Below are 20,398 nucleotides of genomic sequence, written 5' to 3'. Positions count from 1 at the left end.
CCTTCTGAACTCTCTGGCCGGTGTGGTGCATGGACCGCCGCCTGGTGGTCCATGCACCACTATTGTGGTGGTATGCGTACAAGGGAGATCTGCAGGACTGTCGCGTCGTCCTGGGCCGTTAGTTCGCTGGGAAGTTCTGGGAAGGCCGGTGTGTTTCCTATAGTAGACTATCTGGCGAATGGGGCGATCTGGCAGAGGCGGTCTCGGGCCTGATGCTGCTGGTCAGATCAGATGCTTATGAAGTTGGTGCCAGAGCTTGTGCATGTTGGCTGGCTGGCTGGCTGGCCCTTCGCTCTTCTCTATGGAGGGCAAGGCGTGAGAGCTAGCGGGTCGGAAGCAGGAGTAAGGAAGGAAGCAAGAGCAATGCAATTGCAAGGTATTCATCATGTGACGGCAGTGACGGGTAACGCCTCGCTGAATGTGGCCTTTTATACGCAGGTCCTGGGGATGCGTCTGGTCAAGAAGACGGTCAACCAGGATGATGTTTCGGCCTATCATCTCTTCTATGGCGATGAGCTGGGCCATCCCGGCACCGAGCTGACGTTTTTCGACTGGCCGGAGCTAGAGCGTCATCGCCACGGGGCGGGCACCATTTCGACGATCATGCTGGGGGTCAGCGGTGAGGAGGCGCTGCGCTGGTGGCAGGAGCGTTTTGCACGCTTGCATGTGGAGCATGATGAGCTGCGGCGCCGTGGTCCAGATGGGGAGCTTAGTCTGCCGTTCCGTGATCCCGAGGGCCAGCGCCTGGAGCTGGTCGACGACGGTGGACGGCTGCAGGGCGTCGCCTGGCGCCGCAGTCCTGTGCCCGCTGAGTATGCGATTTGGGGCTTCTATGGGGTGCAGCTGACCTTGCGTGCGTTGGCCCCATCGGCGCGTTTCCTGACCGAGGTGCTGGGCTTCCGTCAGGTGGGGAGCTATCAGCAGGGCAATGGCTACGAGGTGGTGGCCTTTGAGGTTGGTCCGGGAGGGCCTGGAACGCTGGTACAGGTAGAGATCCAGCCAGATGCTCCCTTCCATCGTTTCGTCGGCGTCGGCGGCGTCCATCACGTGGCCTTCCGTGTGCCTACGGATGAGGAGCATCGGGCCTGGCGCGAGCGCGTGGCGGCGGTCAATCGCACAGTGACGCCGATCATCGATCGCTTCTACTTTCATTCGATCTACTTCCGCGAGCCAGGTGGTGTGCTTTTCGAACTGGCCACGGACCTGCCGGGCTTCGCGGTCGACGAGGACCCTGAGCATCTGGGCGAGCGCCTCTCTCTGCCACCGTTTTTGGAGCCGTACCGGGCGCGAATCGAGGCCGGTCTGAAGCCGATCGAGCCGCTGGATCTGCTGGCTGGGGTCTAAGTCAAGGGGAGAGTAAGGCGAGCCACGGACTATCTGGTGGCCAGGCGAGGCGGCAGTGGGTCGACGGTAAAACGATTCATTGCCGTCCGCGCGGCTATCGTGTATGCTTAGCTCAACAGCAAGAGAGACCCCGCTGTGTCTGTAAGTCCAGGTTTGTCCATCGGCAGCCTGGGAAAGGAGCGTGCACCGTGGCTCGCAATCTCTACCGCAGCTATCTGTATGTGATCCTGCTTCTCCTGCTCAGTCTTGTCATCTATGCTCTCGCTGGCCTGCTTGATCCGCTCTGGCGTCTGACTCCGCTGCGGCCCGGCTATGAGGCGGTCCCTGATCGGGCTGAGGTGGTACAGGCGCTGGTTTTTGCTGTGACGGTCCTTCTCTTCGTCGCTGTCCTGGGGGGGCTGCATTACTGGTTGCTGCGTCGCGATCTGCGTCAGGACCCGGCGGCTGGCAGTGGTGCTGTGCGCGCTTTTTTTCTCAATTTGAGTGAGCTGGTGCTGGCTCCGATCGCGATCTTCTCGCTCGGTCAGGTGCTCACCCAGTTCCAAAGTGGCTATGCGGCCACTGGTCTGGCGGTGCTGGCCGGGTTGCTGGTTCTGGAGTGGGAGCGGCGGCGTCTGCCAGTTGGCTCCGGGCTGGCGCGCTTTTTTCAGCGTCTTCATGTCTACGGCGTTCAGCTCATCCTTCTCTTCCCGTTGGTGAGCGCCACGAATTATTTCCTCTCGCTGGCGCTTGATTCCTACCTGCTCGGCGGTGGGCACGTTGCGCCATCCGCTGTCGTCAATGGTCACGCCGATCTGAGAGGGCCATTGGCGACGGCGCTCTGGTTTGGGCTGGCCTGGTTTGTCTATGGTTATCTCAATCGTCACGACCCTGGCTCGTGGTTGCGGCGCCTCTTCTATGGTGGTGTGCTGGCCTATGGTCTCTTCTTAATTCTCGATGAGTGGGCCGCTCTGCTGGATCTGCTCCTGCGCTTCCTGACGGGGGAGAAGATCCAGGCAACGGCTCTGCTGTCGCCGCCTGGGGCCTTGTTTTTCACGCTGCCGTCCGGTATGGTGCTGGTCGGCCTGCTGGTGGCTGGCTTCGCCTGGCTCTGGCTGCAGAGTGAGGTGAAGCAGGTGTCTGATCCACTGCGGGCGCGGGCTCTGCTGCGCTACAGCCTGCTGGCTATGACTGCAGCCTTGCTGGCGCTGCTGTTCTGGGCTGGGAGCGGGCGTCTGTTGCTGGCCCTCCTTTTCACGCTGTTTCCAACAGGAGCCCTGCCGCAGCCTGGCGACTGGATCGATGGGGTGGCGCCGCTGCTGGTTGGCCTGGGCACGCTGCCGCTGAATCTGCTCTTGATGCGGCGCTATCGAGAGGAGCCAGAGCGTGCTCTGCTACCGTGCCAGGGCTTCATTCTGGCTGCGCTGGTCGGTGGAGTGCTGGCGACCACCGTCGGCGGGGCGGTCCTTCTTTTCTCCCTGGGGACTCTGGCGCTTGGCTCCCCTGTAGAGAACTGGCCGCGGCTGACGCAGGAGAGTGTGGTAGGGTTGCTGGTCGGGCTAATCGTGCTGGCCTCCTATCTCTGGCAGGCGCGGCGCAGCGGAGTGCTCGCGAACCTGGGTTCCTCTCTACCAGCGCAAGTGCAGCCCGCCAGGTCTGGAGCAGAGCCAGAGGCGACGCCATCGTCGACGACCGCTGCGACCGCTGCTGAGGCCGTTGGAGAGGAGACGCCGGCGCTGGAGGATATTCTGCGGCGCGTGCAGGATCGCCAGATTTCGCTTGAGGAAGCCGTCTCTCAGATTCGGGCCTTGTTTGGCCAGAGGGCCTGAGCAGAGCTGAGGCCCTCTGAATCCCCTTCTCATCCCTCCCCCGAGATCGTCGCTCAAAAGCTTGCCAAAAGCAAAATTGTGTAGCGAAAGCTATGGGCTTCAATCCATTGAAAAGAGCTGAACTGAATGCTACACTCCCTCGTAGGAAATGTTCTTTGCCCTCTTGACAGATAAAGGAGGCAAGAGATGAGTGGTGTGCACTGGTGGCGGCGTTATGGGGAGTATGCGCCGGGGAAACACAATCTACCGCATATGGGGGCAGTCCTGAGCGACTACCGGCAGCGGCGAGGCTACAGTCGAGCAGAAGTAGCGCAGGCATTGAGAGTCAAGAAGCAGACGGTGAGCTACTGGGAGGCGACGATGTATCTGGCAGATCCAGAGCGGCGCGTGTTACTGGCCAGGTTTTTACAGATCCCGCCGGCGTTGTTGGGGCTGGCCTGGGAGCAGGTGGCCTATGTGGGCAAGGAGGGAGAGCCAGGGGCCAGTTACGAGCGGCTGGCGGAGGTGGTCAGCCTGGAGGGCTACTATCAGTACGAGGATCTGTTGACGCTTGCTAAGCGGCTGCAGTATACCGGTCAGATTCGCGTACTGGCAGAGAGGATGCCGCGCTGGCTGGGGAGGCTGCGGCAGAAGGTGAAGGAGGCACCAGCCAGCGAGCGCGAGGCCTGGCTCTGGCTGCAGGGTCAGTATCTCCATCTGGCGGCTGGGGTAGCCAGTCATCAGCCGCAAATGGGGGCGGAGTTGGGCCTGACACAGGAGCTGCTGGGCCTGGCGCGCGAGCTGGATGATCCGACGTTACATGGCCTGGCCTTCTTCCACCTGGCTCGTTGCTATCTGGAGGGAGGCGACGAGACGTCAGCGAAGGGGGCGGCGCAGGCGGGACTGAGCTGGGTGAAGCGGGTAGGGCCGGCGTTAGGGGGCAATCTGTACCTGCGGGCGGCGACGGTGCTGGCGGAGGTGGGAGAAGGAGACGAGCGGCAGTGGCGAGGGTGGCAGGAGGAGGCGCTCAAATTGGTGGAGCGAGTGGAGGGAGGAGAAGAGGACGCTTCGCAGTTGAAACTGAACCGGGCGGCGGTGCATCACGAGAGAGCGAAGCTGCTGCTGACACTGGTGCAGCGGCAGGGAGAAAGCGAGCGTTTGGGGGAGACCTATCGAGAGCTGGCGCAAGCGCGCTCAGGGTTGGGACGTGACGTAGGCTTATGGCAGATGTACCTGGATGTGACGGAGGCGAAGCTGTTTCTGGCCTGGGGGGAGGTAGAGCAGAGCGCCTGGCTGGGGGCGAGAGCGTGGGATGTGGCGCAGCAGATGGGGTCGGTGAAAGTGGAGCCGGAGCTGAGGGGGCTGTATGCCAGCCTGAACGCGAAGGCGCCGGGCCATGCCAGCGTGCAATGGCTCGGCCTCACACTCGGCATGGTATAGGAGCGGCGTCGATGTAGGGTGCAGGGTGTCTGCCAGACAAAGGAGGCAAGAGATGAGTGGTGTGCACTGGTGGCGGCGTTATGGGGAGTATGCGCCGGGGAAACACAATCTACCGCATATGGGGGCAGTCCTGAGCGACTACCGGCAGCGGCGAGGTTACAGTCGAGCAGAAGTAGCGCAGGCATTGAGAGTCAAGAAGCAGACGGTGAGCTACTGGGAGGCGACGATGTATCTGGCAGATCCAGAGCGGCGCGTGTTACTGGCCAGGTTTTTACAGATCCCGCCGGCGTTGTTGGGGCTGGCCTGGGAGCAGGTGGCCTATGTGGGCAAGGAGGGAGAGCCAGGGGCCAGTTACGAGCGGCTGGCCGAGGTGGTCAGCCTGGAGGGCTACTATCAGTACGAGGATCTATTGACGCTTGCTAACCGGCTGCAGTATACCGGTCAGATTCGCATACTGGCAGAGAGGATGCCGCGCTGGCTGGGGAGGCTGCGGCAGAAGGTGAAGGAGGCACCAGCCAGCGAGCGCGAGGCCTGGCTCTGGCTGCAGGGTCAGTATCTCCATCTGACGGCCTGGCTAGCCAGTCATCAGCCAGGGGCTGCTCAGAGATGGAAAGCGCTGGGCCTGACACAGGAGCTGCTGGGCCTGGCGCGCGAACTGGATGATCCGACCTTAACGGGCCTGGCCTTCTTCCACCTGGCTCACCGTCATCTGGAAGTGGGGGATCGCACGTCTGCCGGTGCGGCGGCCTGGGCGGGACTGAGCTGGGTGAAGCGGGTAGGGCCGGCGTTAGGGGGCAATCTGTACCTGCGGGCGGCGACGGTGCTGGCGGAGGTGGGAGAAGGAGACGAGCGGCAGTGGCGAGGGTGGCAGGAGGAGGCGCTCAAATTGGTGGAGCGAGTGGAGGGAGGAGAAGAGGACGCTTCGCAGTTGAAGCTGAACCGGGCGGCGGTGCACCACGAGAGAGCGAAGCTGCTGCTGACACTGGTGCAGCGGCAGGGAGAAAGCGAGCGTTTGGGGGAGACCTATCGAGAGCTGGCGCAGGCGCGCTCAGGGTTGGGGCGTGACGTGGGAGCCTGGCAGATGTATCTGGATGTGACGGAGGCGAAGCTGTTTCTGGCCTGGGGGGAGGTAGAGCAGAGCGCCTGGCTGGGGGCGAGAGCGTGGGATGTGGCGCAGCAGATGGGGTCGGTGAAAGTGGAGCCGGAGCTGAGGGGGCTGTATGCCAGTCTGAGCGCGAAGGCGCCGGGCCATGCCAGCGTGCAATGGCTCGGCCTCACACTCGGCATGGTATAGAGGCGGCGTCGATGCAAGGTGCAGGGTGTCTGCCAGACAAAGGAGGCAAGAGATGAGTGGTATGCACTGGTGGCGGCGTTATGGGGAGTATGCGCCGGGGAAACACAATCTACCGCATATGGGGGCAGTCCTGAGCGACTACCGGCAGCGGCGAGGTTACAGTCGAGCAGAAGTAGCGCAGGCATTGAGAGTCAAGAAGCAGACGGTGAGCTACTGGGAGGCGACGATGTATCTGGCAGATCCAGAGCGGCGCGTGTTACTGGCCAGGTTTTTACAGATCCCGCCGGCGTTGTTGGGGCTGGCCTGGGAGCAGGTGGCCTATGTGGGCAAGGAGGGAGAGCCAGGGGCCAGTTACGAGCGGCTGGCCGAGGTGGTCAGCCTGGAGGGCTACTATCAGTACGAGGATCTGTTGACGCTGGCGAGCCGGCTACTGTATGCCGGTCAATTTCGCATACTGGCAGAGAGGATGCCGCGCTGGCTGGGGAGGCTGCGGCAGAAGGTGAAGGAGGCACCAGCCAGCGAGCGCGAGGCCTGGCTCTGGCTGCTGGGCCTTTACCTGCTGCGGGCCAGCTCTGTTGCCAGACACTCGCAGGGGGATCACCAGAGCAGCGTAGCCTTGAGTCTGGCCAGCGAACTACTCCGGCTGGGTCAAGAGCAGGATGAGCCAACGCTCATTGGCTTGGCCTTCTATCGTCTAATGGATCTCTATCGACAAATAGGAGCAGCAGCACAGGCCAGAGATGCGGCGCAGGCGGGACTGAGCTGGGTGAAGCGGGTAGGGCCGGCGTTAGGGGGCAATCTGTACCTGCGGGCGGCGACGGTGCTGGCGGAGGTGGGAGAGGGAGACGAGCGGCAGTGGCGAGGGTGGCAGGAGGAGGCGCTCAAATTGGTGGAGCGAGTGGAGGGAGGAGAAGAGGACGCTTCGCAGTTGAAGCTGAACCGGGCGGCGGTGCACCACGAGAGAGCGAAGCTGCTGCTGACACTGGTGCAGCGGCAGGGAGCAAGCGAGCGTTTGGGGGAGACCTATCGAGAGCTGGCGCAGGCGCGCTCAGGGTTGGGGCGTGACGTGGGAGCCTGGCAGATGTATCTGGATGTGACGGAGGCGAAGCTGTTTCTGACGTGGGGGGAGGTAGAGCAGAGCGCCTGGCTGGGGGCGAGAGCGTGGGATGTGGCGCAGCAGATGGGGTCGGTGAAAGTGGAGCCGGAGCTGAGGGGGCTGTATGCCAGCCTGAACGCGAAGGCGCCGGGCCATGCCAGCGTGCAATGGCTCGGCCTCACACTCGGCATCTACTAGTCTAGGAACGGGAGGCGGAAGCCGGAGGTACGTAAAACCGAGGTCGAAGAATGTTGCTCTGGGGTGTTAGCAGAAGAAGAGGGATCTCCAAAAGACTCAGTTTGAGTTCAATATCTGCAAAGGCTATCCGTCTCCTGAAATTCTATTGAAATGTAAGATAAATCATAGTATATTAACGTGTATAGTGCCAACAATATAACTTCTTTAAGATGATGAAGAGGAGGCTCTATAAAATGAAGCAATTGACATCGAGCAAGCAAGCAGACAGGCAGGCAGGTAGGTAGGAAGTGCTCTGTCGTGGGTGACAAAGATTTTGATTATATTGGCCACCACCTTACTGGCTACAAATCAACGAGCATCGGCGTCCCCTGCTCTCGAGAAGAGCACTCATAGCATCATTTTGCATCCTCATGCTACGACTGCCGCAACCAGGCCCGCGATATGGACGTGTTTTCTGCAAGCATTGGGTGGGAGGACTGGCAGGCTGAAGATGTGGGGTCAGGGTATGATCAATTGCTCGGCAAGGCTCAGGGTCATCGTTCTTAAGGCCTATGCCATCTACTGTCAACCGATAACTATGGGGCTGCTTATGGTGGGTTCAGGGTGAGATGGGGCCGGAATATAACTACCAAAATACACGCCCCGGTCTCTCCTATTGGTGTCCTCGGAAAGGAGCTTATATCTGGAGTCGAAACATCGATCCAGGTGAGCTTTGGGGGGTGCGTGTGGCAGCAACGGTCTATGATTATGAAGGTAACTTTGCCTCTGGTATAGTGGATGTTGATATCCAGTTTTAGATGAAAGGATCAGTCAATGACTCATTCAGCAAAAATCGATCTCGTTGAGGCCCTAAGCATCCTCCTAACCACCTGGGTTGAGCGGGCCTTTCCCGCACGATCGCCTTATGCAGCCTGCGTCTGCAACCTCAACTCTCTCTGGCTAGACCTGGCGCAAGCTCTCTGCGGGGCACAGCAAGAGAAATACCGTGCCTTCAAGCGTGAAATCGCCCAATTGACACCGACGCCGCAGGCTGGCATGCCCCCGCTGCGCGCTTTAGAGCAACGCCTCTACGAGTTAATCGACCTTGGCCTGCGAGACTTCTTCCTGATCGCTTCCGTGCGCCATGCACTCGATCAGTTCATTCCTTTGCACTTTAGCCAGCAACCGGATGGAGGAGCCATCATCGAGCAGTGGCAGCAACTTGCCGATCAATTTCTGCCCCATAAGCTCTACTGTGCATTTCATCCAGAAGAACTACGCCCTTCGAAGGCTGTCCTCTCACCAGAGTCAACTGATCCTGTCTGAATCCTGAAAACATCCTGTCAAATCCAGCGAGTGGCAGCGTAATTTTATGGAAAGGGAGGGGGACGCTTCACGCATGCGTGAAGCGTCCCCCTCCCTTGTCAGCGGAACTGCGAGCCTGCCAGACTCCCAAGCACACAGGCGAAGTAGCTAAGCTAGTGCCCCAAAGCCGTCAGCACGCCCTGCGCTGAAGCGAAGAGCATCGAAGCTGCTGGCAAAGCCCAATTCAGCACCACCTGCGCCACCACAATCAACACCAGCAAAGCCGCCGTCGCCAACACAATCGACGAACTCAAGCCCAGCGGTGTCGACAGGTGATCCTCCTTGGGCGGAGCATCGAAGTACATCGCCTTCACAATGCGCCCGTAGTAGACCAGCGACACCACACTATTCAGCAAAGCAATAATCACCAGCCACTGCAGCCAGGGCTGATTCATCTCCACCCCCTGGCTCCAGGCCGCGCTGAACAGAAACACCTTGCTCCAGAAGCCAGCCACCGGAGGAATTCCGGCCAGCGACAACAGACAGAGCGCCGTTCCCAGACTCACCAGCGGCTCGCGTCGCGCCAGACCGCGGAAATCCTCGATCTGCTCCCCGCCCGTCGCATTGGCCAGGGCGATGATCCCCGCGAAGGCCCCCAGATTCGTCAGCACATAGACCAGGATAAAGAAGAGCACAGCCGCATTGCCCTCCGGGCGACCCGTTGCCAGGCTAGCGCAGAAGCCCACCAGCAGATAGCCGGCCTGAGCAATGCTCGAATAAGCCATCATACGCTTCACGTTCGACTGCACCGCCGCCACCACATTGCCCAGCGTCATCGTCAAGATGGCCATAATCGCCACCACCACCACCAACTGAGGAAGATCGCGCAGATTCAGCCCGCCGTAGAAGAAAATGCGCAGCAAGCCGGCGAAGCCTGCCGCCTTCGAACCGACCGAGAAGAAAGCCGTCGCCGGAGTCGGGGCCCCCTCATAGATATCGGGCGCCCACATATGGAAGGGCACCGCCGAAATCTTAAAGCCAAAGCCCGCCAGGATCAGAATATCGGCCACGATCACCAACAGATTTCCATCCTGCAGGCCCTTAGCGAACGTTCCGGCGATACTCAACAAATCCGTCGTGCCCGTCAGCCCGTAGAGCAGCGCCAGCCCATAGAGCAAGATCGCCGACGACATCGCCCCCAACAGCACATACTTCACCGCCGCCTCAGCCGAGCGCTGATCCGTACGCAGCAGCCCGGCCATCACATAGAGCGGGAAACTGGTCAGCTCCAGCGAGATATAGAGAGAGATCAGCTCGCCAGTGCTGGCCATCAACATCATGCCGGTCGTCGAAAAAAGCAGCAGCGTATAGAACTCGCCCGCGCCCCGCACGTACTTCGAAACGTACGAGTACGAAGACAAGATCATCACCGCCGCGATCAACAGAAAGACCACCTTAAAGAACAAGGCGTAGTTATCGACTACCAGCATATTAAAGAAAGCATGGCGGGTCGTACCGGTATTCGTCAGAATAAGAGAGATCGTCAAGAAAGCCGGCACCAGCAAGCCCACCAGTGCCACCGTTGCCGTAATCGCGCGGCGCTTCACGAACAGGTCGACTGCCATCACCACCAGCGCCAACAGCGTCAGGCTCAGCTCCGGCGAGAGCAAGTAGAGATCAGCAACCTTGAAACCCGTAGCCATAGCACGCGCCTCCTAGCGACCCAGGGCCGTTGTAGCCACCGGCAGCAAATGATGCAGTGCCGGCACGATCACATCCAGCAAGAACCCCGGGTAGACCCCGACCAGCACAATGAAGGCTGCCAGCGTCACCAGAGGGATCGCCTCGCGCCACGAAGCATCGGGCAGCCAATTCCAGCGCAGATTGAAGGGGCCGAAGAGCACCCGCTTCAGCATCCACAGCAGATAAGCCGCCGTCAGAATCATCGTAAAGACAGCGATCGCCGTCGGCACGGGCCAGATGCGGTAGCTACTCGTAAAGACCATATACTCCGCCACGAAGCCCGCCAGGCCCGGCAAACCGAGCGAAGCCAGACCGGCGAACGTAAAGAGAGTCGCCCACAGCGGCATCCGTTTCGCCACCCCGCCGAAGATCTCGATCTCGCGCGTATGGGCCCGATCGTAGATCACACCCACGCAGAAGAAGAGCAGGCTGGTAATCAACCCGTGGCTAATCATCTGCACCGTCGCCCCCATCAAAGCCGCCGTCCCAAAGCGGGCCACATCGGGATTACTCGTATGGATCGCCATTGCCGCCGCCGCCACGCCCAACAGAATCACCCCCATATGGCTCACACTGGAGTAGGCCACCAGGCGCTTCATATCCTTCTGCACCAGGCAGATCGCTGCCCCATACAGAATATTGATCACCGCCAGCACCACCAGCAGAGGCGCGAACTGCTGCAGCCCATCCGGGAAGAGGCCCAGACAGATGCGGATCAGCCCATAGGCACCCATCTTCAGCAGCACGCCGGCCAGAATCACGCTCACCTCAGTTGGGGCATCCGTATGCGCATCCGGCAGCCAGGTATGCAGGGGGAACATCGGGATCTTGACCGCAAAGGCCACAAAGACCAGCAAGAAAGCCAGCAACTGCGACCCCATCGTCACCCCGAGCAACGGGAGCGTCACCCCCGTACTGGCTGGCAGCAGATGCTGCATCAGCACTGGCAGGCTGGCCGTACTCTGGCCGGCCTGGAAATAGACCAGCAAGATTCCAGCCAGCATAAAGATACTGCCGAAGAAGGTATACAACAAGAACTTCCAGGCCGAATAAATGCGGCCCGGCATCCCATGCTTCTCCGTCTCGCTGCCCCAGATCCCGATCAGCAAGAACATCGGCGCCAGCTCCACCTCCCAGAACAAGAAGAAGAGCAACAAATCCAGCGCCATAAAGACCCCCATCACTCCCGCCTCCAGCAGCAGCAAGAGGGCCATATACTCCTTCACCCGGGGCTTCTCCCAGCCACCGATCACCGCCAGCACAGTCAGCAAAGCATTCAAGATCACCAGTGGCAGGCTCAAGCCATCCACGCCCAGATAATAATCGATGCGGAAGGAGACCGACCCGAGCTGGAACGCAATCCAGGGGAGCTGCACCACATCGATCGAAGCCGGATCGGCCTTCGGGTCCGTCACCGACCCGAAATGGTAGCCGGTAGCCGCAGCAATCCGCCAGAAAATCCAGAGCGAGAGGACCAGCGTCGCCGCACTAAAGGCCAGCGCCACCCAGCGTGAGAGGCGCGCCGGCGCTGCCATCGCCAGCACCCCGCCGAGCGTCGGCAGCAAAAGAATCCAGGTGAGATCGTAGGTAAAGATCACAGCGCTCCCTCCCCTCTATCTGAGCGTAGCCAGCACAAAGACAACCACGGCAAAAACCGCGATCCCACCGAAAAAGACCGTCATATACGCCTGCACCTTGCCAGTCTCCGCGCGCCGCAGACCGCTCCCCAGCTCCATAACCAGGCCGGCCACCCCATTCACAATGCCATCCACCACAAAGCGATCGAAAGCCGCCGCCACATGGCAGAGGCCCAGCACCACATAGCGCACAATCCAGTCATAGAGCGTATCCACATAATAGCGGTGCAGCAGCAAGCGATGGAAGAAACGCAGAACCGCATTCGCCTCCACCACCTTATGGACGCGCTCCCACCCGACCGCGCAATAGAGCACATAGGCCCAGGCGATGCCCAACAGAGAGAGCGCCACCCCCAGCCAGGTCAGGCCGTCGCTAAAGATCTTGCCCAGATCCAGCAGCGGCGCATGCGGGTCCAGATACTGGAAGAAACCCACCCAGTAGCCGGCAAAAATCGAGAAGACAGCCAGAATCACCAGCGGCAGCGTCATCGTCACCGGCGACTCATGCGGCGTTCCCTCGCCCCGATAGGGGCCGCCCCAGATTCCACCGAGCGCGCCACCCTTACCGCCAAAGGCCAGGAAGAAGGCGCGGAACATATAGAAGGCCGTCAGGCCGGCAGTCACCAGCGTAATCGCCCACAGCCCATAGTTGCCATGCTCGAAAGCCAGCGAAATCAGCGTCTCCTTGCTATAGAAACCGGACAAGAAGGGGAAGCCAGAGATCGACAGGCCGGCGATCAGCCAGGTAGCCGCCGTAACCGGCATAAAGCGGGCCAGGCCGCCCATCAGGCGCATATCCTGGACCTCGCGATGCATGGCGTGATGGAGCGCATGCAGCACGCTACCGGCACCCAAGAAGAGCAGAGCCTTAAAGAAAGCGTGCGTAAACAGATGGAACATCCCGGCGCCCGGGCCGATCTCCGTGCCGGCCACCCCGAGGCCCACGAACATATAGCCGAGCTGGCTGATCGTCGAGAAAGCCAGCACCCGCTTAAAGTCCGTCTGTGTCAGGCCGATCGTTGCCGCGAAGATCGCCGTAATCCCGCCGATCCAGGCCACCACCTCGAACGCCTGGGGGCCGGCAGCGGAGAAGAGCGCGAACGTCCGGGCTACCATATAGACGCCGGCGGCCACCATCGTCGCCGCATGAATCAAGGCGCTCACCGGAGTCGGGCCTTCCATTGCCGACGGCAGCCAGGTATGGAGCGGGACCTGCGCCGACTTCCCAATGGCGCCGCAGAAGACCAGGATCATCGCCAGGGTCAGCAGGGCCTGATTACCGGCGAAAGCCTGAGCCACCCCGTGGGGGCCGTTGCCGGCCAGCGTTGCGAAATCAAAGGTGCCCGTCGTCGCGAACAGGATCATAATGCCGAGAATAAAGCCCACGTCACCGATGCGGTTCATGACGAAGGCTTGCAGCGCAGCGCTGGAAGGAGCAGGGCGCTCCTCAGCGGGCTTAGCCCGCTTATTAATCCAGAAACCGATCAGCAAGTAAGAACTCAGGCCGACCAGCTCCCAGCCGACGAAAATCACCAGGAAATTCGCCGCGAAGACGATGGTCAGCATCGAGAAAGCGAAGAGAGACAAGTAAGCGAAGAAGCGGGCATAGCCGGCGGATTGCGCCATATAGCCCTGTGAATAAAACTGCACCAGCAGCGAGACGGTTGTCACCACCACCGTCATCGCCAGGGCCAGATTATCCAGATGGAAAGCGATCGTATAGGGTTGGAAAGCGGCATCGCTGCCCCAGGTATAGGAGAAGAGCGTGATCCCTTCCTCGGGCAAGCGAGGAGTACCGGGGAGCAGACCGAGCGAAGCGAAGAGCAGCACCCAGGAATAGAGGCAAGAGAGCAGCATCAAAACGACACCCACGTAGCCGCTCAGCTTCGCCCAGGGAGTCAAATACGGCACCGTTGGATCATCATCATAGGGGTCGCCGTGGTGTCCGGCCTCTCCCCCATGTCCTGCGTGCGCCGCCTCGCCAGCATGCCCGGCTGCTTGAGCGGCGTGCTGCTGCTCGCCGTGGCCGCCGGAGCCGCGCGCCGTCTCCCAGGCAGCGAAAGCCGGGTCCGCCTCGCGCAGGTAGGCCGCGTAGTCCTGCGCCGTCTGCCCATGATGGCGGCTCCACAGATCGGCCATGCGCGTCCCGAAGACGATCACCGCGAACGACGCCAGCGGAGCGGCCAGAATGAGCCAGGCGTACTCATACAGACCGTACATAGCAAATCACCACTTCAGCATATCGATTTCGCCAACATCCACCGTCTGGCGCTTGCGATAGATGGCGATAATCATCGCCAGAGCGAGCGCCGCCTCCGCCGCAGCGACAGTAATGATGAAGATGGCGAAGATCTGTCCTGTCAACAGATTCGCGTAGGGCTTGACGTGGTTAAAGAAAGAGAAAGCGATCAGCGTGATATTGACCGCATTGAGCATAATCTCAATGCTCATCAGAATAGCGACCGCATTGCGCTTAGTGAGCGCGCCGTAGAGGCCGATACAGAAAAGGACCGCGCCAAGCACCACAAAATGTGTCAGAGTCAGGCCCATCGCAACTTACTCCTCCTCGCGGCTAATCACGATCGCGCCCACGATGGCCACCAGCAGCACCACTGTTGCGATTTCGAACGGCAGCACATAGCTATAGCAAGAGGGGCTATAGAGGAGCTGACCGATCGCAATCACATTATTTGAGGGGAGCGAGCAGACCGTTCCCTGAAGCAACTGGGCGGCGGGAGCTGACTGAGCAAACTGGCTAACCGTTGCTGCGAAGATGATCCCCAGGCCGACGAGGGTGGAGACCACCAGCGCCACCGCCATCGCCAGCGGGCGGGCGTTGGGATTGGTCACCCGCTGCCCGGCAATGCGGGTCAGCATCAGCGCGAACAGGATCAAGATCGTCACCGCGCCGGCGTAGATGAGGATCTGGACAATTGCAATGAACTCGGCATTGAGCAGGAGGAAGATGCCAGAAGCCATTGCAAAGACCACCACCAGCGCCAGCGCGCTATGCACAATATTTCGCTGGCCCACGACGACCAGCGCCGCAGCAACCAGCACAACGGCGATGATCCAAAAGATCAGGCTGGCTAAATCCATAAAAAAAATGTCCTCCATCGAGCGGGCACTGAGAGCACCGTCAGTCAGGCAAGCCTTGTCCTCACTGACCAGGTCTGCCAGCAGGCCGGCCAGAGCGCAGGAGAGAGGGGCGAAGCGGAGACAGCACGATGCTCGACGCGAAGGCATCAATCAGGTCAAGAGCAGGTTCGTCTGAAACGAGCCAGTGTCCTCTTTATTGCCCTGCATACTCCCTCCCTCCCATTGTAGCAGGATAGACCGGCGTTGAAGCGGTGGATCTATCTGCCCTGTTCTTGTCTCGTTTCTTGCGTGCGTGCGTATGTGCGACGTGAGCAACTCCTCGCTGTTTCCCGTCAGATTCTAACAAAAGCCTGACGAGGTGACAAGGGCAGAAACCTTCCTGGTTCTGGTTCAGCCTGGCCTGACCAGGAGCGGGCTGGGCTATTCCACACTCGACTATCCTAAAACCAGGAGGGCTTCAAAAGAAGCCGTGAGGGGATGCATGCCGATGCCGGGCTTTCCGGTCAAGTACCCACGGCTTTCGCCGTGAGCTGACCTCTCTGGCCCTGAAGAGCCGAGACGAATTTTGATGGAGATGGGGCCAATTCAGCTACGCTCCGCCCATTCGCTATGCTATAATCTTTTGGTGGTCATTTCTCTCGCAAGAAATAATCTGTGTAATAACACACGGCAAGGCACCTGTCCATGAGCATGACACAGACGACCAGCAGGCGGGATTCTCCCGAAACGCAGCGCTGTCCCCAGTGTAACGCTGTTGTGCCGCCCCACGCGGCTTTCTGTGGCGCCTGCGGGAGGCGTATCGAGGGAGCTGCCTCACCCCGCTCAGCGGAGGCCGAGGCCGAGGCCGAGTTTCGCCAACGCTATCGTATTACCTCGCTGGTGCGCCGTCGCCCCTACATCAGCCTATTCTTGGCTACCGATGTCAGTCTGCAGCAGACGGTGATCATCAGTGATGTCGATATCAGTATGCTGGATGCCGAGGCCCGCCAGCGCGCGGCGCAGCTTGTCAGGCGCGAGTACGACCTGCTGCGTCGTCATGCTATCCCTCATCTCACGCCTATTCTGCGGCAAGAATACGATCAGGGCCATATCTATGTCATTGCCGGCAATCCCTTCGCTCGGAGTGAGGCGCAGGAGGCCGGTCGCGACGGGGCTGCCGTCCAGGCTCAAGGTGAGGGGAAGCAGGCTGGCGCTAATGAAGGAGGACGGCTCTACACGCTGGAAAACACCCTGCAGAGCGGAATCGGGCTGCCTGGTGAACAGGTGGCTGTGCAATGGATTCAAGAGCTATGCGAGACGGTTGATCGTCTCCACGGTCATCAGATTGTGATTGGTGAGCTGGACCCCCAGGCTCTGGTCCTGGGTGGCCTGGATTACCACGGTCGTCCAGCTCTCCTGCTCTGCTGGCTGCCGCTCTATATCCGTACTCTGCTGCCGGTCTTGACTGGGGCTACACGTCCCTTCAAGCCAGGCCCTTTCACGGCTCCCGAGGTCCAGCAGGGTAAGGTTGAAGCTCGCTCCGATGTCTACAGTCTGGGGGCCTTGCTCTATCTCTTGCTGACTGGAACGCCGCCCGCTGCTCCGGCGCCTCACTTGCGCTCGCCGCGCGAGCTGAATCCCCGTGTGAAGCCGGAAATTGAGGCTGTTGTTATGCGGGCGCTCTCCTTTGAGCGCTCCGAGCGCTTCCAGAGCGCCGCCTCGCTGGCCGAGTCTCTGGCCAATCCCTACGTGAGCACACAAATAGCGCGCTATCCGCGTCCGACTACGACGCTTCCTCGTGGAGAGCAGGCTGCCCGTGCCGGTCACGAGAGACAGGATGGAAGTAGCGAACGCGGCAGAAAGCGCTCCGGGCGCCCAGCCAGTCGTACGGGGCCCATCGCTGGTGGCGGCCAGGGTCAGCAAGCGCCTGCTGTGGATGTGACCTCTGTCGCCGACAAAGCTAGGGGAGGAGACGGACAGTCGGCTCCTGCTGCGGCCAGAGATCAGACCTGGCCAGAGGAGCCGGCCCCGCAGGAAGACATCGCCGCCCTGCCTACCTATATTCTGGATCGTCGTCGCTCCGAGTTAGAGGAAATTGGCGAGCTGGCGCGGCGTGTGACGCAACAGCTGCAGAAGCGCATTACGGGCCTCTTGCCGGCTCTGCAGGGGAAGCTCCTGCCTTCTGGCCAGTCGAGCAGCACCGCCCTCGTGAAGGCCAGCTCCACTGAGAGTCTGCAGGAGCGTTCGCTGCTGCGTCAGATTCAGCGCTTCATCGTTGGCGAGCAGCAGCGTGGGACCGCTGCCGCTGCCATTATCGAGACGCCTCTGCGCCTGCAGCCCGGTCAGCGCTTCGCCATTCGCGTGCGACTGATGGGGCGAGACCGTGCCCTGCCGCCGCCCGGCTCGCGAGCTGGCAGCCGACCCGTGGGCTTGAGCGCCCTCACACATGGCGAGCGCGTTCATATCGAGGTCCGTTCAGCCATTTACCAGCGCTATGCTTTCGTCGTGCAGCGAGCGGTCATCACGGTACCGGCCAGCGGCTACGTGGCCGAAGTGACTATACCCATGCCGCCGCCGCTGAAGGGGCGTGGAGGGCGTCGTGAGCGTCTGCACATTGTCTTTTCCGACGAGCACCGACGTCCGCTCTATGAAAAACCCTTTGCCATTGAAATCCTGGTGTCGCCGCTGGTGCGTCCCGGTCAGGAGAGCCTCCAGGCCCTCCCCATTCCTTACTAACGCAACACATAGACTTGTGCCCAGGCAGCGCCGCCGTCGCTCACCGGTTCAACCTGGGAGCGTCCTCATGCTCCAGAGGAAAGGCATGTACCAGGCAGCGAAGGGGAGCGCCGTTGCTCCTCGCTTCCTTGCCTTTCCTGCCTGGCCGGCGAAAGCTGCCTGATTGCCCTCACTCGCTCAGCTCAGTGGGCTTCAGGCGCCGAAGAGAAAGACGGTGCCGCCCATGATCGCGTAGAGCAGGATCAAGAGCAGTCCTTCCAGCCAGACCAGCTCACCATCGTGCGTAATCTCGCTAAACAGGAAAGCTCCCAGAGCCAAAACCGCAATCTCCACGATGCTAAAGACCAGGTCCAGACGCTGAGGGGCCAGCAGGCTACACAGCACCAAAATCGGCGCTACCAGCAGCGCGATCTGGATAGACGAGCCAGCGGAGGCGGCCAGCACCATGCCCATCCGCTTATCCAGCGCCATATTAATGGTATTGAAATATTCAGGTAGGCCGCCAATAAGCGGAAGGAAGACCAGGCCGACGAAGGCTGGATTCCAGCCAAGCAGCTCTGTGAACGGCTCAATCGAGGCGACCAGAATGTCCGAGACGACGGCTACTCCTGCGGTGGCGGCGGCCAACAAGAGCAATGCCAGCCAGAGATTGGGCTTTTTCTCGCCCGCTGTCGGTGAGGGTGGGGCCGACTGGGCCGGCTGTCGCTCTCCAGCCCTGGGCGTGACCTCCCTCTGTTCGCCGGGTGCATCCCCGGCTGCCGGCCTTGGAGACGGTGATTCAGCGGCAGCCGCAGGAGTTGCTTCCGCCCGCTCTGCCGAGACCATCGCCTGAAGAGTACGGTCCAGCTCGCGCAAGACGCCGCTCTTGTTGGGCAGATTGCTATGGGCCAGACGCTGGCGATAGCTGAGTAGACGCAGGAGGGCTGCCTCAGAGCGTGCTCCTAGCACCGGCTCAAAGCTCTCACCGCTCTCCTCCTCTCCCTCTGCGGGGTGGTCGCGAAAGCGGAAGACGCTGAAGAGAATCGAGGCCAGATAGCCGAGGAGAAGCAAGACGGCAATAAAGTCGGAGAGCTGGATGCCGCGCTCGACAATATGGCTCTGACCGGCGCGCGAAGCCAGCAGCTCGGCAACCGCTGGCAACAGCAGGCCAGCGATACAGAGCGCCAGCAGCGAAGCGTACTGGCTGGCCGGGCGCGTTTCGAAACGCATCCGTCCATGCTTGAGGCAGCCAACCATCGTGGCCACCCCCAGCACCAGCAGAATATTGCCCAGAATAGAGCCGATGATCGAGGCGCGCACCACATCGACCAGTCCTTCACTCAGCGCAAAGAGGCCGATAATCAGCTCGGTCACATTCCCAAAGGTCGCGAACAGTAAGCCCCCGATGCGCTCGCCCGTATGCTCAGCCACAGCCTCGACAGCCCGCCCGATCAGTGCCGCCAGCGGAAGAATACCCAACGCAGCGCATCCAAAGCGCAGCAGTGGAGGAATCTCCACTCGCAGCAACTCCAGGGCCACTGCCAAAACCGCGAAGAGCAAGAGACTGTAGAACCAACGCGACATAAGCGTTCCTTCCATTCAGCTCACCGGGGCCGTTTTCTGGCGATGAGCTGGGCAAAGGCCAGAACAAACGGCCCCAGTCTGCCAGTAGTTAAGCGTATTCTCGCCTCCCCTGTCTACCGTAATCCTGCGGAAGGTACCAGATTGTTGCTCATCATTAGAGGCGGCACCTATGCTGAAAAAGAGAACCTCAGCCACGAACTTCAGGCCGGCGAGCCGGGCCAGTCCGCTCAACGGGGCGCCAGGGGTGCGACCCCGAGCTGGACCGACCAGGGAAAAGAGGGAGACGCAGGCGATCCGCTCTGTCAGGCCACCCCTGAACGCAAGTCAGGGTGAGCAGGGCCAGCCTTGGTACTAACATCCCTGGATGGAAACGGGGCTGTTACTTTGTCGATCCCTCACTCGCTTGTGCCAATGTAACAATTTTGATTGGCCATTGTAGGCACGGAGAACGCATGAAGAATACTATCGCGCAAGATCGTCAGGATGACCTACTGGATTTGATTGCTCTGGTTGAACACAGCACGCAGCCACAGCCGGCAGTCGCGGCCAGTGGGACCGGGGCCGGCTCTTCTCAAGGCTCGGCTCCCGGCTTGCCGAGCTATCAGCCAACCTCGCTGGCTCTGGTGAATCGCTTCCTCTCCCTCGTTGATGACCTCACTGGCGGTAAGGCCGGCTGGTTTCAGCGGCTCTTCACTTACCTCTTCATCGGTGGTGCAGCTGCTGTTGTCAATATGATTGTTTTCTATATCATGTTCTATCGCATGGCTATACCGGTGAGTAGTACGCTGCACAATGCCATAGCCAACATCTCTGCCGCTGAAATCTCGATTATTGCCAATTTCCTGGCCAATGATTACTTTACCTTTCGCCATCTTCCAGGCCACCAGCGCTCGTGGTGGCAGCGCTGCCTGCGCTTTCACCTCACGGCTGTTGTGGGCAGCCTGTTGAATTTCTGTATTGAGCTCAGTCTGACCAACCTGGCGCATGTGCCGGCGCTTCTGTCGCAGGCCATCGCGATTTTCCTGGTCCTGATCTACAATTTCTCCTTTCATCACCTCTTTACGTACAGAGGAGTGAGCGCGGCCCATTGAGGCCGAGAGTGGGCCTGTTCTGATAATCCTGCGCTTGGTGGACGGGAAGACCCTGGGAAGCGCTGACGAGGCCGAATGGCAATCTAGGCAGACAGGCCATCCGTTGC

At 60.5% G+C, this 20,398-nt stretch carries 14 protein-coding genes; 8 read left to right on the top strand and 6 right to left on the bottom strand.

The genetic code is table 11. The annotated features are described in order from the left end of the window. Positions 1-363 precede the first annotated feature (363 nt). From N688_RS18910 to N688_RS18885, 6 genes are all read left to right on the top strand, one after another. Positions 364-1,344 carry a ring-cleaving dioxygenase gene (locus N688_RS18910; RefSeq protein ID WP_052890733.1) on the top strand — a complete coding sequence of 327 codons (981 nt, stop codon included), beginning with the start codon at positions 364-366 and terminating at the stop codon, positions 1,342-1,344. A 188-nt stretch (positions 1,345-1,532) separates the two neighbouring features. Continuing rightward, positions 1,533-3,152: a hypothetical protein gene (locus N688_RS18905; protein ID WP_052890732.1), complete on the top strand. Its 1,620-nt coding sequence runs from the start codon at positions 1,533-1,535 to the stop codon at positions 3,150-3,152. A gap of 186 nt (positions 3,153-3,338) precedes the next feature. Further along, positions 3,339-4,571 carry a helix-turn-helix transcriptional regulator gene (locus N688_RS18900; protein WP_052890731.1) on the top strand — a complete coding sequence of 411 codons (1,233 nt, stop codon included), beginning with the start codon at positions 3,339-3,341 and terminating at the stop codon, positions 4,569-4,571. A 52-nt stretch (positions 4,572-4,623) separates the two neighbouring features. Then, positions 4,624-5,865 carry a helix-turn-helix transcriptional regulator gene (locus N688_RS23840; protein WP_052890730.1) on the top strand — a complete coding sequence of 414 codons (1,242 nt, stop codon included), beginning with the start codon at positions 4,624-4,626 and terminating at the stop codon, positions 5,863-5,865. A gap of 52 nt (positions 5,866-5,917) precedes the next feature. Next, a complete protein-coding gene (locus N688_RS18890; RefSeq protein ID WP_052890729.1) occupies positions 5,918-7,159 on the top strand; it encodes a helix-turn-helix transcriptional regulator in 1,242 nt (413 codons plus the stop codon). An 813-nt stretch (positions 7,160-7,972) separates the two neighbouring features. Beyond that, complete coding sequence (locus tag N688_RS18885) at positions 7,973-8,464, top strand: hypothetical protein (RefSeq protein WP_052890728.1); 492 nt, start codon at positions 7,973-7,975, stop codon at positions 8,462-8,464. Between the two features lie 152 nt (positions 8,465-8,616). Here N688_RS18885 and N688_RS18880 read toward each other — a convergent pair whose 3' ends face one another. From N688_RS18880 to N688_RS18860, 5 genes are read right to left on the bottom strand one after another with little or no spacing between them, the layout of a single operon-like run. Further along, positions 8,617-10,146 carry an NADH-quinone oxidoreductase subunit N gene (locus N688_RS18880; protein ID WP_052890727.1) on the bottom strand — a complete coding sequence of 510 codons (1,530 nt, stop codon included), beginning with the start codon at positions 10,144-10,146 and terminating at the stop codon, positions 8,617-8,619. Between the two features lie 12 nt (positions 10,147-10,158). Next, a complete protein-coding gene (locus tag N688_RS18875; protein ID WP_052890726.1) occupies positions 10,159-11,784 on the bottom strand; it encodes a complex I subunit 4 family protein in 1,626 nt (541 codons plus the stop codon). Between the two features lie 15 nt (positions 11,785-11,799). Continuing rightward, on the bottom strand, positions 11,800-14,043 hold the full coding sequence (nuoL, locus tag N688_RS18870) for an NADH-quinone oxidoreductase subunit L (protein ID WP_052890725.1): 2,244 nt from the start codon (positions 14,041-14,043) through the stop codon (positions 11,800-11,802). A 6-nt stretch (positions 14,044-14,049) separates the two neighbouring features. After that, entirely contained in the window at positions 14,050-14,367 is a 318-nt protein-coding gene (gene nuoK, locus N688_RS18865; protein ID WP_052891559.1) for an NADH-quinone oxidoreductase subunit NuoK, read from the bottom strand. A 12-nt stretch (positions 14,368-14,379) separates the two neighbouring features. Continuing rightward, positions 14,380-14,922, bottom strand: a complete 543-nt coding sequence (locus tag N688_RS18860) for an NADH-quinone oxidoreductase subunit J family protein (RefSeq protein ID WP_162179589.1) — start codon at positions 14,920-14,922, stop codon at positions 14,380-14,382. Between the two features lie 684 nt (positions 14,923-15,606). On the opposite strand from N688_RS18860, the gene N688_RS18855 reads away from it, so the two are divergent. Then, positions 15,607-17,637 (top strand): inactive serine/threonine-protein kinase VRK3, encoded by a 2,031-nt coding sequence (locus tag N688_RS18855; RefSeq protein ID WP_052890723.1) that lies wholly within the window; start codon positions 15,607-15,609, stop codon positions 17,635-17,637. A gap of 192 nt (positions 17,638-17,829) precedes the next feature. On the opposite strand, the gene N688_RS18850 is transcribed toward N688_RS18855, so the two are convergent. Further along, the gene (locus N688_RS18850; RefSeq protein ID WP_052890722.1) at positions 17,830-19,200 is read right to left on the bottom strand and encodes a calcium:cation antiporter; all 1,371 of its coding nucleotides are present in this window, start codon (positions 19,198-19,200) and stop codon (positions 17,830-17,832) included. 452 nt (positions 19,201-19,652) lie between these two features. Between N688_RS18850 and N688_RS18845 the strand changes: the two genes are divergently transcribed. Next, positions 19,653-20,291 carry a GtrA family protein gene (locus N688_RS18845; RefSeq protein ID WP_052890721.1) on the top strand — a complete coding sequence of 213 codons (639 nt, stop codon included), beginning with the start codon at positions 19,653-19,655 and terminating at the stop codon, positions 20,289-20,291. Positions 20,292-20,398: the final 107 nt, after the last annotated feature.

The organism is Thermogemmatispora carboxidivorans (genome assembly GCF_000702505.1).
Classification (GTDB): Bacteria; Chloroflexota; Ktedonobacteria; order Ktedonobacterales; family Ktedonobacteraceae; genus Thermogemmatispora; species Thermogemmatispora carboxidivorans.
Note: the sequence above shows the minus strand (reverse complement) of the source record. Positions and strands in the feature narration are given on the sequence as shown.